The sequence below is a fragment of the Micromonospora sp. WMMD735 genome, from assembly GCF_049178995.1.
GTDB classification, from domain to species: Bacteria; Actinomycetota; Actinomycetes; order Mycobacteriales; family Micromonosporaceae; genus Micromonospora; species Micromonospora wenchangensis.
Genome location: NZ_JBMHMJ010000002.1, coordinates 3,080,057 through 3,095,360, shown reverse-complemented (window position 1 = coordinate 3,095,360; position 15,304 = coordinate 3,080,057). Strand labels below are relative to the sequence as shown.

The 15,304-nt window shown below is 74.5% G+C and carries 15 protein-coding genes and 1 pseudogene; 12 read left to right on the top strand and 4 right to left on the bottom strand.

The window, feature by feature from the left end; all coding sequences use genetic code 11:
* Positions 1-31 precede the first annotated feature (31 nt).
* Both ACN268_RS12930 and ACN268_RS12925 read left to right on the top strand, forming a co-directional pair.
* Positions 32-1,822 carry an ABC transporter ATP-binding protein gene (locus ACN268_RS12930; protein WP_421486876.1) on the top strand — a complete coding sequence of 597 codons (1,791 nt, stop codon included), beginning with the start codon at positions 32-34 and terminating at the stop codon, positions 1,820-1,822.
* Positions 1,823-1,923: 101 nt separating this feature from the next.
* Entirely contained in the window at positions 1,924-2,697 is a 774-nt protein-coding gene (locus tag ACN268_RS12925; RefSeq protein WP_421483424.1) for a DUF2470 domain-containing protein, read from the top strand.
* 179 nt (positions 2,698-2,876) lie between these two features.
* On the opposite strand, the gene ACN268_RS12920 is transcribed toward ACN268_RS12925, so the two are convergent.
* From ACN268_RS12920 to ACN268_RS12910, 3 genes are read right to left on the bottom strand one after another with little or no spacing between them, the layout of a single operon-like run.
* Positions 2,877-3,524, bottom strand: coding sequence for a TetR family transcriptional regulator (locus tag ACN268_RS12920; RefSeq protein WP_421483423.1), 648 nt, complete (start codon positions 3,522-3,524; stop codon positions 2,877-2,879).
* Positions 3,525-3,529: 5 nt separating this feature from the next.
* Positions 3,530-4,285: an ABC transporter permease gene (locus tag ACN268_RS12915; RefSeq protein ID WP_088643074.1), complete on the bottom strand. Its 756-nt coding sequence runs from the start codon at positions 4,283-4,285 to the stop codon at positions 3,530-3,532.
* On the bottom strand, positions 4,282-5,022 hold the full coding sequence (locus tag ACN268_RS12910) for an ABC transporter ATP-binding protein (RefSeq protein ID WP_421483422.1): 741 nt from the start codon (positions 5,020-5,022) through the stop codon (positions 4,282-4,284). The genes ACN268_RS12915 and ACN268_RS12910 overlap by 4 nt, the downstream gene beginning before the upstream one ends.
* A gap of 108 nt (positions 5,023-5,130) precedes the next feature.
* On the opposite strand from ACN268_RS12910, the gene ACN268_RS12905 reads away from it, so the two are divergent.
* The 6 genes and pseudogenes from ACN268_RS12905 to ACN268_RS12880 all read left to right on the top strand — a co-directional run bounded on the left by ACN268_RS12905 (position 5,131) and on the right by ACN268_RS12880 (position 10,214).
* A complete protein-coding gene (locus ACN268_RS12905; protein ID WP_421483421.1) occupies positions 5,131-5,517 on the top strand; it encodes a MerR family transcriptional regulator in 387 nt (128 codons plus the stop codon).
* Positions 5,514-6,500 (top strand): aldo/keto reductase, encoded by a 987-nt coding sequence (locus ACN268_RS12900; RefSeq protein WP_421483420.1) that lies wholly within the window; start codon positions 5,514-5,516, stop codon positions 6,498-6,500. Before ACN268_RS12905 ends, ACN268_RS12900 begins: the two co-directional genes overlap by 4 nt.
* 116 nt (positions 6,501-6,616) lie before the next feature.
* Positions 6,617-7,507 (top strand): annotated as a pseudogene (locus ACN268_RS12895) (hypothetical protein); the annotation flags it as partial.
* Positions 7,508-7,633: 126 nt separating this feature from the next.
* Positions 7,634-8,077, top strand: a complete 444-nt coding sequence (gene hisI, locus ACN268_RS12890) for a phosphoribosyl-AMP cyclohydrolase (RefSeq protein WP_421486875.1) — start codon at positions 7,634-7,636, stop codon at positions 8,075-8,077.
* Positions 8,074-9,627, top strand: a complete 1,554-nt coding sequence (locus ACN268_RS12885; RefSeq protein ID WP_421483419.1) for an anthranilate synthase component I — start codon at positions 8,074-8,076, stop codon at positions 9,625-9,627. The genes hisI and ACN268_RS12885 overlap by 4 nt, the downstream gene beginning before the upstream one ends.
* Entirely contained in the window at positions 9,624-10,214 is a 591-nt protein-coding gene (locus tag ACN268_RS12880; RefSeq protein ID WP_421483418.1) for a Trp biosynthesis-associated membrane protein, read from the top strand. The genes ACN268_RS12885 and ACN268_RS12880 overlap by 4 nt, the downstream gene beginning before the upstream one ends.
* On the opposite strand, the gene ACN268_RS12875 is transcribed toward ACN268_RS12880, so the two are convergent.
* Positions 10,207-10,482, bottom strand: a complete 276-nt coding sequence (locus ACN268_RS12875) for a hypothetical protein (RefSeq protein ID WP_421483417.1) — start codon at positions 10,480-10,482, stop codon at positions 10,207-10,209. The genes ACN268_RS12880 and ACN268_RS12875 overlap by 8 nt on opposite strands.
* Before the next feature lie 478 nt (positions 10,483-10,960).
* On the opposite strand from ACN268_RS12875, the gene trpC reads away from it, so the two are divergent.
* The 4 genes from trpC (at position 10,961) to lgt (ending at position 15,296) form a co-directional block, all read left to right on the top strand.
* Complete coding sequence (gene trpC / locus ACN268_RS12870; protein ID WP_176738808.1) at positions 10,961-11,764, top strand: indole-3-glycerol phosphate synthase TrpC; 804 nt, start codon at positions 10,961-10,963, stop codon at positions 11,762-11,764.
* A gap of 105 nt (positions 11,765-11,869) precedes the next feature.
* On the top strand, positions 11,870-13,099 hold the full coding sequence (gene trpB, locus ACN268_RS12865; RefSeq protein WP_421483416.1) for a tryptophan synthase subunit beta: 1,230 nt from the start codon (positions 11,870-11,872) through the stop codon (positions 13,097-13,099).
* Positions 13,100-13,103: 4 nt separating this feature from the next.
* Entirely contained in the window at positions 13,104-13,907 is an 804-nt protein-coding gene (gene trpA, locus ACN268_RS12860) for a tryptophan synthase subunit alpha (protein WP_421483415.1), read from the top strand.
* A gap of 189 nt (positions 13,908-14,096) precedes the next feature.
* A complete protein-coding gene (gene lgt, locus ACN268_RS12855) occupies positions 14,097-15,296 on the top strand; it encodes a prolipoprotein diacylglyceryl transferase (RefSeq protein WP_421483414.1) in 1,200 nt (399 codons plus the stop codon).
* Positions 15,297-15,304 lie beyond the last annotated feature (8 nt).

The following is a 15,304-nucleotide window of genomic DNA, read 5'->3' as shown; positions in this document are numbered from 1 at the left end:
CCCCGCAGCCGCGAGCGAGAGGTCGGCACCGGTGGGCGAGGGTGGCGGGGACGAGCCGGTCGAGCGGACCGAGGGGACCTGGCAGACGTTGCGGCGGGGGTTGGCGCTCTCGCCGGAGCTGCGTACCGGGCTGGCCGGCACGTTGGCGTTGGCACTGGTCTACATGGTCGGCCGGGTGGCCGTGCCGGTGGCGGTGCAGCGCGGCATCGACCAGGGGATCGCCGTCCCCGGCGGCCCGGATCTCGGGGTGATTCTCACGGTGGTCACCGCCACGGCGGCGGTGCTGGTGCTCACCACCGTCTGCGGTTACCTGATGATGCGGCGGCTGTTCACCGTCAGCGAGACCGCGCTGGCCAACGTCCGGACGAGGGCGTTCCGGCACGTGCACGACCTGTCGATGCTGCACCAGCAGTCGGAGCGGCGCGGGTCGCTGGTCTCCCGGGTGACCAGCGACGTCGACCAGATCACCCAGTTCCTCCAGTGGGGCGGGGTCATCCTCGTCGTCAACCTGGGTCAGCTCGCGGTCACCACGGCGGTGATGCTGGCGTACTCCTGGCAGTTGACGCTGGTGGTGCTGGTCGCCTTCGCGCCGGCGGTGCTGATCATCCGGTTGTTGCAGCGCCGGTTGGCCGGGGCGTACGGGGTGGTCCGGCAGCGGACGGGCACGCTGCTCGGCACGGTCGCCGAGAGCGTTGTGGGCGCGCCGGTGATCCGGGCGTACGGCGTCTCGGGGCGCACGGCCCGGCGGTTGGACGCGGCGATCGAGGGGCAGCGGTTGGCCCAGCAGCGGGCCATCCGGATCAGCATCATGGGCAGCTCGGTGGGGGAGCTGGCGGCCGGGGTGGCGTTGGCCGGGGTGGTGGTGGTCGGGGTGTCGCTGGGGGTGGACCGGACGCTGTCGGTCGGCCAGCTCACCGCGTTCCTGTTCCTGGTCACCCTGTTCATCCAGCCGGTGCAGATCGCCACCGAGGTGCTCAACGAGGCGCAGAACGCCATCGCCGGCTGGCGGCGGGTGCTCGACGTGCTGGACATCGCGCCGGACGTCGCCGATCCGGGGGAGCAGGGCCGGGACCTGCCGGCCGGCCCGCTGGACATCCGCTTCGCCGACGTGACGTTCGCCTATCCGGGTGGGCCGCCGGTGCTGCACGGCGTCACCCTGGACATCGCGGCGAAGAGCCGGGTGGCGGTGGTCGGTGAGACCGGCAGCGGCAAGACCACCTTCGCCAAGCTGCTCACCCGGCTGATGGACCCGACGCAGGGGCGGGTGCTGCTGTCCGGGGTGCCGCTTGATGAGGTGCGGTTCGACTCGCTGCGGTCCCGGGTGGTGATGGTGCCGCAGGACGGGTTCCTGTTCGACGCCACGGTCGGGGAGAACGTCCGCTTCGCCCGTCCCGAGCTGACCGATGCGGAGTTGACGGCCGCCTTCACCGAGCTGGGTCTGGCCGACTGGCTGGACGGCCTGCCGGCCGGACTGGCCACCCCGGTGGGGGAGCGGGGGGAGGCGTTGAGTGTCGGGGAGCGGCAGTTGGTGGCGCTGGCCCGGGCGTACGTGGCCGATCCGGACCTGCTGGTGCTGGACGAGGCGACCAGCGCGGTCGACCCGGCAACCGAGGTACGGCTGCAACGCACCCTGGACGCGGTGACCCGGGGGCGGACGACGCTGGCCATCGCGCACCGGTTGTCCACCGCGCAGGCCGCCGACGAGGTGGTGGTGGTGGACCGGGGCCGGATCGTCCAGCGGGGTCCGCACGAGGAACTGCTGCGTGATCCGGACTCGGTGTACGCCCTGCTCTACGCGTCGTGGTTGGAGCAGACCCGCTGATCCACGGGCTGCCCAACCGTGGGAATGGCGTCCGGTGGACGTGGTCGCCGCGGTGCTCTACTCTGCGGGTTAGGTAAGGCTAACCTTTTTCGGAGGTGCCCGTGGCTCCGACCCCTGCTGAGCTGATCCGTACCCTGGTGGCCGGTCGGTTACCCGGCCTGGTGCACCTCGCCCACCGCCCCGGTCCGTTCCACGTCCGGCACGCCACCGACGAGGAGGGACGGGTGCTGCTGCTCGTCCCGGTCTTCAGCGACCTCGCCGCCGAGTTGGACCCGGCCGCCGCGCGGGAGGTGGCCGTGGTGCTCGACGTGCTCGACCTGCCCCCGGCCGCCGGTGCGCCGTCGACCGGCCGGGCCTGGGTGTCCGGCTGGGCGGTGCCGCTGACCGGCGATCCGGCCCGCCGGGCGGCCGTCGAATTCGCCGCCGTGGACCCGACCGGCGACCTGCTCGACGTCGGGAGCCGGTTCCGGCTGCACCGCTTCGAGGTGGTCGAGGCCCGGCTGGAGACCGCCGGCGCGGTGCACCGGGTCGATCCGGGCGACTACGCCGCCGCCGAACCGGACCCGCTGCACGCCGACGAGGCCGCCCTGCTGGCCGACCTCGCCGACCACCACGGGCCGCAGGTGACGGCGTACCTGCGCCGTCGGCTCGGCCTGACCGGCGGCGAGCCCCGGGTGGTCCGACTCGACCGGTACGGACTGGTCGTGGCGCTCGGCGGTCCCGGTGACAGGCGTCGCGCCCGCCTGCCGTTCCCGCAACCGGTGACCGACCTGTCGGAGCTGTCCCGGGCGCTGCACCCGCTGCTCTGCACCCGTTCCGCCGCCCATCCCCGCACCCCCCGCCACCCCGCCAACACCCGAACCGACCGCGACTAGCCCCGCCGCAGCCCGTGGCCCCTCCAGCCACGGGCTGTCGCGCGCCCCACCCCGCGCACCCCACCCGTCCCGTCCCGGTCCCACCTTGCCCCGGTCCCGTCTCGCCCCGGTCCCGTCTCGCCTCGGTGATCAAGAGGTTCGCGTCAGGGCAGGCGATCGGCATGACGCGAACCTCTTGATCACCGAGCCGGAGCAGCGGGGGGTGAAGCGGCGGGCGGTGGGGTGGCGGGGGAGTGGGGGAGGGGGGCGGTGAGGTAGCGGTGGATGGTGGGGCCGAGGGTGGCGGCCAGGGTGTCGGCGGTGGCGGAGGCGACCGGCTCCAGCCGGATGACGTAGCGCGTCATGGCCAGCCCGATCATCTGGGTGGCGACCAGCCCGCCGCGCAGCGGCAGCTCCGCCGGGTCCAGGTCGAGGTGGTCGAGCACCCGGCGCAGCACCTGGGTGGTCAGGAACTCGCGCATCAGCCGGGCCCTCCACTCGCTGTTGGTCGCCGAGCGCAGCAGCGCCACCGCCGCCCCACCGGCCGGCGAGTCCCACACCCCGAGGAACGTGCGCACGAGCCGCTCCCCGATCCCGTCCGGGTCGCCGGCCAGCACGGCGGGCAGCAGCACGGCCGGGTCGATCGGGATGTCGACGGTGGCCCGGAACAGCTCCTCCTTGCTGCCGAAGTAGTGGTGCACCAGGGCCGGATCGACCCCGGCGGCGGTGGCGATCTGCCGGATCGAGGCTGTGTCGAAGCCCCGTTCGGCGAACGCCGACCGGGCGGCGGCGAGGATCGCCTCCCGGGTGTCCTGGTTGCCGGGGCGGCGGCCGGTGCGTCGGGCCACCGGGCTCACCCGCTGCGCCGGCGCAGGGTCGCCGCCGCCAGCACCAGGGCCAGCACCGCCGCGCCGGCCACGATCGACACGTCCCGCCACATCAGGCCGGTCGGTGCGGAATGCGCGCCGACCTCCTGCAGGGCCTCCACCGCGTACGACAGGGGCAGCGCGTCGCTGACCGCCTGGAGCCAGCCGGCCATCTGGTCGCGGGGTACGAACAGCCCGCACAGCAGCAGTTGCGGGGCGACCACGACCGGCATGAACTGCACCGCCTGGAACTCGGTGCGGGCGAAGGCGCTGCAGAACAGCCCCAGCGCGACGGCCAGCACCGCGTTGACCGCGGCGATCAGCACGACCAGCCCGGCGGACCCGGCGGTGGTCAACCCGAGCAGCCGGTACGCCGCCGCGGCGGCGACTGTCGACTGCACCACCCCGGCCAGCCCGAACGCGATGCCGTAGCCGAACAGCAGGTCGAGCTTGCCCAGCGGGGTGGTGAGCAGCCGCTCCAGCGTTCCGCTGGTGCGTTCCCGCAGCATCGCGATGCTCGTCACCAGGAACATGATGATGAACGGGAAGAAGCCCAGCATCACCAGGGCCACCCGGTCGAAGGGGGACGGCGCACCGGGCGGGGCCGGCTGGTCGGCGTACATGAAGTAGACCAGGGTGAGCAGCACCGTCGGCACCACCACCAGCAGCGCCACCGTACGCCGGTCGTGCCGTAGCTGACGCAGGATGCGCCCGGTGGTGGCGGCCAGGATCGTCGGGTTCACGCCGCCTCCCCGGTGCCCGTCGGCTCCGCCCCGGCGGCCCGGATCAGCCGTAGGAACGCCTCCTCCAGGTCGTCCACCCCGGTGTCGGCGCGGACCGCGTCCGGGGTGTCGTCGGCGATCAGCCGGCCGTGGCGGATCAGCAGCAGCCGGTCGCAGCGGGCCGCCTCGTCCATCACGTGGCTGGACACCAGCAGGGTGGTGCCGGCGGCGGCCAGGGCGTGGAACCGGGCCCACAGGTCGGCCCGCAGCACCGGGTCCTGCCCGACGGTGGGCTCGTCGAGGACGACCAGTTCCGGCTCGCCGACCAGCGCGCAGGCCAGCGATGCCCGGCTGCGTTGCCCGCCGGAGAGGGTGCCGACCAGTTGGCCGGCGGCGGCGGCCAGGCCGACGTCGGTGACCGCCGCGTCGGCGTCGGCGGCGCTGCGCCCCTGCAGGGTGGCGAAGTAGCGGGCGTTCTCCCGGACGGTCAGGTCGGCGTAGACGCTGGGCGCCTGGGTCAGGTAGCCGACCCGGTGGCGCAGTTCGGCAGTGCCGGCCGGGTGGCCGAGCACGGTGACCGTGCCGGAGCTGATCGTCTGCACCCCGACGACGGCCCGCATCAGGGTGGTCTTGCCGCTGCCGCTCGGGCCGAGCAGCCCGGTGACCGTGCCGCGCGGCACCGTGCAACCGATGCCGTCCAGCACCCGTCGTCGACCCCGGTCGACGACGAGGTCGCGGACGGCGATGGCGTCGTCCATCGCACCTCCCCCAAAAACTCATCACTTGTTGAAATCAACGCTAGATGAATTACCCGTCGGCGCGCAACGGTTGACTTCGAGCGCGCTCGAACTGAGAACCTGGGGCGCGTGGACATCAGCACGCGGGAGAGAGTCCTGTCGGTCGGCGAGGCGGCGGCCCGGGTCGGCCTGACCACCTACACACTGCGCTGGTACGAGCAGGAGGGGCTGGTCGCTCCGGTCGGCCGCGACTCGGCCGGCCGCCGCCGCTACACCGAGGACGACCTGAACTGGCTGGTGCTGCTCACCCGGCTGCGCCGCACCGGGATGCCGGTGCGCGACATGCGCCGGTACGCCGAACTGGCCCGCCAGGGCGACCGGACGCGGGCCGCCCGACGGGCGCTGTTCGAGGCCCACCGGGTCCGGGTACTGGCCCGGATGGCCGAACTGGAGGAGGACCTCAAGGTGCTCAACTACAAGATCGAAACCTACCGCTGCACGGAGGAGGAACGATGATCCGTCGACGGATCGGGGCCGGCGGTCCGGAGGTCTCCGCCATCGGACTGGGCTGCATGGGCATGAGCTTCGCCTACGGCGGGCAGGACGACGCCGAGTCGACGCGTACCCTGCACCGCGCCCTCGACCTGGGCGTGAACCATCTCGACACCGCCGACATGTACGGCTTCGGCGCCAACGAGCGGCTGCTCGCCCCGGTGGTGCGGGCCCGCCGCGACGAGGTCTTCCTGGCCACCAAGTTCGGCAACCGGCCCCACGCCGACGGCTCCGGAGCGTACGTCGACAGCAGCGCCGCCTGGGCCCGCGAGGCCTGCGACGCCTCCCTCGGCCGGCTCGGCGTGGACACCGTCGACCTGTACTACCTGCACCGGCGCGACCCGGGCACCCCGATCGAGGAGACCGTCACGGCGATGGCCGAACTGGTCGGGGCGGGCAAGGTGCGCCTGCTCGGCCTGTCCGAGGTCAGCCCGGCGACGCTGCGTACGGCCCACGCGGTGCACCCGATCGCGGCCGTGCAGATGGAGTACTCCCTGTTCACCCGGGACGTCGAGGGGGAGATGCTGGACACCTGCCGGGAACTGGGGGTGGCGCTGGTGGCGTACTCGCCGGTCGGGCGGGGACTGCTCACCGGGGCGATCACCGGCCGGGACCAGCTCACCGAGGGTGACTGGCGGGCGGCGGCACCCCGCTTCGCGGCGGACAGCCTCGACGCCAACCTGCGGCTGGTGGCCGCCGTGCGGGCGGTGGCCGAGGAGATCGGCTGCACGCCGGCCCAGGCCGCCCTGGCCTGGCTGCTCGCCCAGGGCGAGGACGTGCTGCCGATCCCCGGCACCAAGCGGGTCCGCTACCTGGAGGAGAACGCCGCCGCCGCCGACCTGCGGCTCACCGCCGACCAGCAGGCACGGCTGCGGGAGGCGGTCCCCGTCGACGCGGTGGCCGGCGACCGGTATCCGGCAGCCGGGATGCGGACGGTCGGGCACTAGCCGATCGATCGACATCTTCGGACACTTGGCTTCGGACCGGGCGTCAGCCTTCGGACCGGACAGGAAGTCCGCCTTCGGGCATTGCGCCCCGATCGGACCTACGGCACGATGGCGCGGTGGATCACGCTCCGTTGCCGGAGGCCGCCTTCCTGGCCGACTGGACCGACCGGCTGCGCGCGTCCGCCGAGCACCCGGTGGTCGGGATCCTGCTGCGTGGCAGCCACGCCCGGCGGGCCGCCACCGCGTACAGCGACGTCGACCTCGACGTCCTGGTGAGCACGACCGGGCCCATCCCGGCGACACCGCCGGACGGGCCCGGTCCGGGCCGCGCGTCGACCGCGCCCGTCGCACCCGGGCAGCCCCGTGCGGCGGGCCGGTCCGCGCCGGTGGGACCGCCGGGCCGGGCGGGCGGCACACGGCGCGGCGCGGCGACCGACCCGGCGGACCCACCGGGCGGGTCCGCGCGTGGCCGGTGGCCGACCGGCACGCCGTACGACGCCCGCCGGGCCTACCTCGCCGAGGTCGACGGGCGGATCGTGCACGTGTCGGTGGCCGCCCGGGACGTCCGCACCTGGGTAGACCGGCTCGGTGAACCCGCCGACTGGGCGTTCGGGCTGCCGGTGACCACCCCCACCCGGCTGCTCTGGGCCGACCCGACCTGGCGTCGCCGCATCGACCTGCCGGTGCTCTGCCAGCCCGCCGACCAGCCCCGCCTGGAGGAGCTGGTGGCCACCCTCGGCAAGGTGGCCGGGGCGCTGGCTGCCGACGACCCGCCCGGCGTCCGGCTGGCCGCCGCCGACCTGGCCCGGCTCTGCCCGTCCGTGCTGCGCCCGGCCAACCCGGGGGTACGGGTGGCGTCCCGCCGGGCCGCCTTCGCCGCCGCCCTGGACCTGCCGGTCGCACCGCCCGGCTACCGCGACGACATGCTGCTCTGCCTGGGGGCACGCCCCGGCGGCACCGTCGAGGTCGGTGTCGCCGCCGCCCGCCTGGTCAGCGGGGTGCTCCCGCTGGTGCGCCCGTACGCCGAACGGGTCGCCGAGACCGCCGGCCCGGACCTCGCCCGTGCCCTGTGCGACGGCCGGCTGGAGCGGTACGTCGCCCAGCTGTCCCGGGTGGTCGGGGACGGCCCGCAGGTGCCCGCGCCGCGTGCGGGACAATCGGTAACTGTGCCCGTACCTGACTCTTCCCCCCGCGACGGCGGACCCGGTGGCGCGGTCCGCCCCTCCCGTCTCGACCCGGCCGTCGCCGCCCGGCTGCGCCGCACCCCGGACGGCCTGGTCGCCGCGGTCGTGCGCCAGCACGACACCGGCGAGGTGCTGATGGTCGCCTGGATGGACGACGAGGCGCTGCACCGCACCCTCACCACCGGCCGGGCCACCTACTGGTCGCGCAGCCGGCAGGAGTACTGGGTCAAGGGCGCCACCTCCGGCCACCACCAGTACGTCCGCTCGGTGGCGCTGGACTGCGACGGCGACGCGCTGCTGGTCGGCGTGGACCAGGTCGGCGCGGCCTGCCACACCGGCGAGCGCACCTGCTTCTTCACCGAACTCCCGGTGGTGCAGGGGGTCCGACCGTGACCGACGGAGCGCTCAGCCCGGACCTGGCGGGCTTCGTCGAGGCGGCGGCCCGGTGGCGGGTGGTGCCGGTGACCCGGCGGTTGCTGGCCGACGCGGAGACCCCGGTGGGGGTCTACCGCAAGCTGGCCGGTGGGCCGGGCACCTTCCTGCTGGAGTCCGCCGAGCAGGGCGTCGGCTCGGCCGGCATGGCCTGGTCGCGCTACTCGTTCATCGGGGTGCGCAGCAGCGCCACTTTGGTCGAACGGGACGGCGTCGCGCAGTGGACCGGCACCCCGCCGGCCGGCGTACCGGTCTCCGGCGACCCGGTGCACGTGCTGCGGGAGACCGTCGCGGCGCTCGCCGGTGGGACGCCCGACCCGGCCGCCGGCCTGCCGCCGCTGACCGGCGGCATGGTGGGCTACCTGGGGTACGACCTGATCCGCCGGTTCGAGCGGCTGCCCGAGCTGACCGAGGACGACCTCGGCCTGCCGGAGCTGGGCATGATGCTCGCCACCGACCTGGTGGTGCTGGACCACTACGACGGGTCGGCGATCCTGGTCGCCAACGCGGTGCTGCCGCCGCTGGATGACCCGGACCGGGCCGAGCGGGTCACCGCCGCCTACCACCACGCGGTGGGACGGCTCGACGCGATGACCACCGCGCTGTCCCGACCGATTCCGCCCATGATCTCGACGGTGGGCCGGCCACCGGCCGGTGACGTGGTCAGCCGGACCCCGCACGGCGGGTACCCGAAGGCGGTCGAGGCGGCGAAGGAGGCGATCCGGGCCGGCGAGTGCTTCCAGATCGTGCTGGCCCAGCGGTTCGAGCGGGCCACCGACGCCGACCCGCTGGACGTCTACCGGGTGCTGCGCACGACCAACCCGAGCCCGTACATGTACCTGCTCCGCTTCGACGGGTTCGACATCGTCGGCTCGTCCCCGGAGGCGCACCTCAAGGTCAATACCGACACCGACGGGCAGCGCCGGGCGATGCTGCACCCGATCGCCGGGACCCGGCCGCGCGGGGCCACCCCGGTGGCCGACGCCCGGCTCGCCACCGAACTGCTGGCCGACCCGAAGGAACGCGCCGAGCACGTGATGCTGGTCGACCTGGGCCGCAACGACCTGGGCCGGGTGTGCCGGCCGGGCACCGTGCAGGTGCCGGAGTTCGCCACCATCGAGCGCTACAGCCACGTGATGCACATCGTCTCCACGGTGGTGGGCACCCTGCGCGAGGACCGGACGGCGTTCGACGCGCTGGCCGCCACCTTCCCCGCCGGCACCCTGTCCGGGGCGCCGAAGGTGCGGGCCATGGAGATCATCGAAGGGTTGGAGCCGGTGCGCCGGGGCCTCTACGGCGGCACCGTGGGCTACTTCGGGTTCGGCGGCGACCTCGACATGGCGATCGCGATCCGGACCGCGCTGATCCGCGACGGCCGGGCGTACGTGCAGGCCGGGGCGGGGGTGGTGGCCGATTCCGATCCGGCCGCCGAGGACCAGGAGACCCGGAACAAGGCCGCCGCCGTGCTGGCCGCCATCGCCGCCGCCGAGACCCTGCGACCGGCGCGGTGAGCGGCACCCGGGCCACCGCGACGACGGCGGCCGACGGCCCGTCGACCGGTCGGCGCGAGCTGACGTACGCGGTGCTGCTCTGTCTGGCCGGCGCTGGTCTGGCGGCCTGGGCGGCGACCCGGACCTGGTCGGTGGAGGTGCTCGCCCGGGGGACGCTGCCGCCGAGCCGGCAGGAGCGGTCCGGGGCGGACCTGCTGCCGTGGCTGTCGGCGTTGACGCTCGTCGCGTTGGCCGGCGGCGGCGCGGTGCTGGCCACCCGGGGGCTGCTCCGGCGACTGCTGGGTGGCCTGGTCGCCCTGCTCGGCCTGGCGGTGGCCGCCGGGGGCGGTTACGGGCTGGTCGCCACCGACGGCGTCGAGGTGCACCGGCAGTGGCCGGCGCTCTGCCTGCTCGGCGGACTGGTGGCGGCCGGCGGAGGGCTGCTCACCGCGCGGCGCGGCGCGGCCTGGCCGGCGATGGGCGCGCGTTACGAGCGGACGGTCCGCTCCGACGGGCCGGCCCGGCCGGGTGGCCGGTCGATCGCCGAGGGTGGCAACCGGGAGGCGTGGGACGCGCTCGACCGGGGTGAGGACCCGACGGTCAGCTGACCGGCTGCGGCGCGCGGGCGGCCTGCCGGTCCCGGGTCGCGGCCCGGCCGGCGGCCAGCTCGGCGACCAGGCGGTCCAGGGCGGCACGCTGGTCGGCGCGGGCCCGGTCGGCGCAGACCGCCTCCCAGGCGTTGCCCCGCGCGGTACGCACCCGGCCCTCGCCCACCACGACGCGTTCGACGGTGTGCACCACCTCGACGGCCAGCGCGGCGACGGTCCGGGAGATGGTGGTGAGTCCGATGCCGGCGTTCGGCCCCGCAGTGCTCATAGGTCACCCCGCACGATGAGATCCGATGGTGGGCAGGCGCATCGTCGAGTCTGCCCGACACCGATGCTGCCGGGCTCACGTTTCGCCCGGGTGACGGCCCGGTCAACGGCCCCCACCTGCGTCGCAGGGCCACCCTTGAGCTTGGTCACAGCCGTCGGGCCGGACCGGTCGAGCTGCGCGCCGGGCCCGGACGTGATCTCATAGCGTATGGGCATCGATCGATGGTCCGGGGTGGCTCGGACGACGGGTGTCGATGACACCCACCGACGGGCCCGGTGGCGCTGCGTGACATTCCGTTCACCGGAGGTCCGGCATCATGCCACAGCCCATCTCGTGAGGAGCGCCATACCCCCGGCGTCTGTCGCCAGGTGGCGCCCCCTAGCATCGGCCCATGACACCCGGAGAGGGGAGTCCGTTGGTGACTGCTGAGCATGCGCACGCAGAGGGGGACGGGGCCGGTTCGGCGGCGTCCGCAAGCGTGCTCGACGAGATCCTGGCCGGCGTCCGCGAGGACGTGGCCCGGCGGCAGGAGCAGCTTCCGCTGGAGCGGCTGCGCGAACTTGCCGCCGCCGCGCCGCCACCGCTGGACGCGTACGCGGCCCTGCGCAAGCCCGGCGTGGCCGTGATCGCCGAGGTGAAGCGTTCCTCGCCGAGCCGGGGACGGCTGGCCGAGATCGCCGATCCGGCCGAGCTGGCCGGCGAGTACGCCTCCGGCGGCGCCCGGGCGATCAGTGTGCTGACCGAGGGGCGCTGGTTCGGTGGTTCCCTCGACGACCTGGCGGCCGTCCGGGCCGCCGTGCAGGTGCCGGTCCTGCGCAAGGACTTCGTGGTCTCCAGCTACCAGGTGCACGAGGCGCGCGCGCACGGCGCCGACCTGGTGCTGCTGATCGTCGCCGCGCTGGAGCAGAACGCCCTGGTCGGGCTGCTGGAGCGGATCGAGTCGCTGGGCATGTGCGCGCTGGTCGAGGTGCACACCGAGGAGGAGGCCGACCGGGCCCTGGAGGCCGGCGCGCAGGTGATCGGGGTCAACGCCCGTGACCTGCGTACCCTGGAGGTCGACCGGTCGGTGTTCGAGCGGATCGCCCCCGGCCTGCCCAGCAGCGTCGTCAAGATCGCCGAGTCGGGGGTGCGGGGGCCGCACGACCTGATCCGGTACGCCTCGGCCGGCGCCGACGCCGTCCTGGTGGGCGAGGGGCTGGTCACCCAGAAGAGCCCCCGCGAGGCGGTCGCCGAGCTGGTCAACGCCGGGAACCACCCGGCCACGCCCCGCCCGGCGCGCTGACCCGACGGGCAGATCCGCGCAGCGAGAGGACATCGCGATGAGCGAGCGATTCGTCACCGGCGACGCGACGGTGCGTCGACGCGCGACCGGCCGGGGAGCGACGGCATGAGCGCCGGGGAAGCGGCCGAGCGGTTCCCCGACTCCGCCGGCCACTTCGGCCGCTTCGGCGGCCGGTTCGTCCCCGAGGCGCTGGTCGCGGCGCTCGACGAGCTGGACGCCGCGTACCGCAAGGCGATGACCGACGAGGAGTTCCGCGCCGAGTTCGACGCCCTGCTGCGCGACTACGCCGGCACCCCCTCGCTGCTCTACCCCGCCGAGCGGTTCTCCGCCAAGGTCGGCGCCCGGGTGCTGCTCAAGCGGGAGGACCTCAACCACACCGGCGCGCACAAGGTGCGCAACGTGCTGGGCCAGGCGCTGCTCACCCGGCGGATGGGCAAGCGCCGGGTGATCGCCGAGACCGGCGCCGGCCAGCACGGGGTGGCCACCGCCACCGCCGCCGCCCTGTTCGACCTCGAGTGCGTGGTCTACATGGGCGAGGTGGACACCGAGCGGCAGGCGCTCAACGTGGCCCGGATGCGGATGCTGGGGGCCACCGTGATCCCGGTGACCACCGGCTCGCGCACCCTCAAGGACGCGATGAACGAGGCGATGCGGGACTGGGTCGCCAACGTCGACGACACCCACTACCTGATCGGCACCGCCGCCGGGCCGCACCCGTTCCCGGAGCTGGTGCGGGACTTCGTGCGCGGCATCGGCGACGAGGCCCGCCGGCAGTGCATCGACCTGACCGGCGCGCTGCCCGACGCGGTGCTGGCCTGCGTCGGCGGCGGCTCCAACGCGCTGGGCATCTTCCACGCGTTCGTCCCCGACACCGACGTGCGGCTGTACGGCTTCGAGGCCGGCGGCGAGGGCGTGGAGACCGGCCGGCACGCGGCCAGCATCACCGGCGGCACCTCCGGGGTGCTGCACGGCACCCGCACCTACGTGCTGCAGAACGCCGACGGCCAGACCATCGAGTCGCACTCCATCTCCGCCGGCCTGGACTACCCCGGGGTCGGCCCGGAGCACGCCTGGCTGCACGACACCGGCCGGGCCCGCTACCGGCCGGTGACCGACGCCGAGGCGATGGCCGCGTTCGAGCTGCTCTGCCGTACCGAGGGGATCATCCCGGCGATCGAGAGCGCGCACGCCCTGGCCGGCGCGGTGCAGATCGCCCCGCAGCTCGCCGCCGAACTGGGCCGGGAACCGGTCCTGGTGGTCAACCTCTCCGGTCGGGGCGACAAGGACGTGCACACCGCCGGTGAATACTTCGGCATCCTCGACAAGGAGCAGTGAGACCGTGAGCCGGATCGGGGTGGCCTTCGACAAGGCCCGCGCCGACGGGCGGGCCGTCCTGGTCGGCTGCATGCCGGCCGGGTTCCCCACCGTCGACGGCAGCATCGCCGCGATGACCGCGATGGTCGAGGCCGGGGTGGACGTCATCGAGGTGGAGATCCCCTACTCCGATCCGGTGATGGACGGTCCGGTGATCCAGAAGGCCAGCGACATCGCCCTGGCCGGTGGCGTCCGCACCGCCGACACGCTGCGCATCATCGAGGCGGTCGCGGCCACCGGCGCCCCGGTGGTCACCATGACCTACTGGAACCCGATCGAGCAGTACGGGGTGGACGCGTTCGCCCGGGACCTGGCCGCCGCCGGGGGCACCGGCCTGATCACCCCGGACCTGATCCCCGAGGAGGCCGGCGAGTGGCTGGCCGCCTCGGACGCGTACGGCCTGGACCGGACGTTCCTGGTCTCCCCGTCGTCGACCGACGCCCGGCTGCGGATGACCGTCGAGCACTGCCGGGGCTTCGTCTACGCCACCGCCATCATGGGGGTCACCGGGGCCCGGTCGCAGACCTCCGACGCCGCACCGGTGCTGGTCTCCCGGGTGCGGGAGGCCAGCGAGCTGCCCGTCGGGGTGGGGCTCGGCGTCGGCACCGGTGCGCAGGCGGCCACCGTCGCCGGGTACGCCGACGGGGTGATCGTGGGCAGCGCGCTGATCCGCCGGCTGCTGGACGCGCCGGACCTCGACGCGGGACTGGCCGCCCTGCGTGCCCTCTCCGCCGAACTCGCCGAGGGCGTCCGCAACCCGGCCCGCTGACCCGCCCGCCCCGACGCCGCACGATCGCACCGGCGTGCCGACCGCTCTCCCGACGGCGGCGCACCGGCGTGCCGTGGGCCGCGACGACGCACGCGGATCACCGGGCCGGACGTGGCGGGGCCGGCTGGGCGGGGGCCCGACCGGACCGGGGTGCCACGGCGGGCGTCCGCAGCGGTAGCCTGTTCCCCCGTGACCCTCGTCTCGATGACGCCCCTGGCGGCGCTGCCCAGCCCGACCACCGCCGTCTGGCAGCTCGGGCCGGTCCCGCTGCGGGCGTACGCCCTCTGCATCGTCGCCGGCATCGTGATCGCCTGCCTGGTGACCGAGCATCGGCTGCGCCAGCGGGGCGTCGCGCCCGGCGCGGTGCTCGACATCGCGGTGTGGGCGGTCCCGACCGGCATCATCGGCGCCCGGATCTACCACGTCGTCACCTCACCCGAGAAGTACTTCGGCACCGGCGGCGACCCGTGGAAGGCGTTCGCCATCTGGGAGGGCGGTCTCGGCATCTGGGGGGCCGTGGCCGGTGGCGCGGTCGGCGCGTGGATCGCCGCCCGGCAGCTCGGCATCCCGCTGACGGTGGTGGCCGACGCCCTGGCCCCCGGCCTGCCGCTGGCCCAGGCGGTGGGCCGGCTCGGCAACTGGTTCAACAACGAGCTGTACGGCGGGCGGACCACCCTGCCGTGGGGCCTGGAGATCCACCGGATGGACCCGGACAACCCCGGGCACGCACTGCGCGACGACGCCAACCAGCCCATCCTGGAACCCGGCCTCTACCATCCGACGTTCGCCTACGAGGCGCTGTGGAACCTCGGCGTCGCCGGCCTGGTGTTCGCCCTGGACCGGCGGTTCAGGTTCGGGCGTGGCCGGGCCTTCGCGCTCTACGTGATGGGCTACACCGCCGGCCGGTTCTGGATCGAGCTGATGCGCACCGACGAGGCGAACCGCATCCTCGGCCTGCGGCTCAACGTGTGGACCGCCGGGTTGGTCTTCGTCGGCGCGTTGATCTACTTCCTGCGGGTACGGGGGCCCCGCGAGTACCTGATCCCGGTCCCCACCCCCGCCTCCGGACCCGCCGGGGACGGTGGCGACGTCTCCCAGGTCGACCTCTCCGCCACCGGGAAGGGGGCTCCGACGGCCACCCCGGCCGGGTACCGCGTGGTCGACGAGGAACAGTTCACCGCGTACCGGGAACGCGGGGTGCTGCCCGACGCACCGGGCGCGCCGGCAGCCGACGACCGGTCAACCGGGCCGCAGGACGGTGACACCGACGACCGGACCACCGACACCGACGCCGACGACCGGCCTTCCGGGGCCGACAGCGGCGACGGGCCCGCCGGAGCCGACCGGTCCGCCGGTGCCGCCGGCCGGTCCACCGACCGGGACAGCTGAGCGGGCGC

Coding starts and splice junctions, on each gene's coding strand:
- ACN268_RS12900 (WP_421483420.1), top strand. CDS start 5,514: ATGATCCGTCGACGGATCGGGGCCGGCGGTCCGGAGGTCTCCGCCATC.
- ACN268_RS12875 (WP_421483417.1), bottom strand. CDS start 10,482: ATGAGCACTGCGGGGCCGAACGCCGGCATCGGACTCACCACCATCTCC.
- trpB (WP_421483416.1), top strand. CDS start 11,870: ATGAGCGCCGGGGAAGCGGCCGAGCGGTTCCCCGACTCCGCCGGCCAC.
- ACN268_RS12910 (WP_421483422.1), bottom strand. CDS start 5,022: ATGGACGACGCCATCGCCGTCCGCGACCTCGTCGTCGACCGGGGTCGA.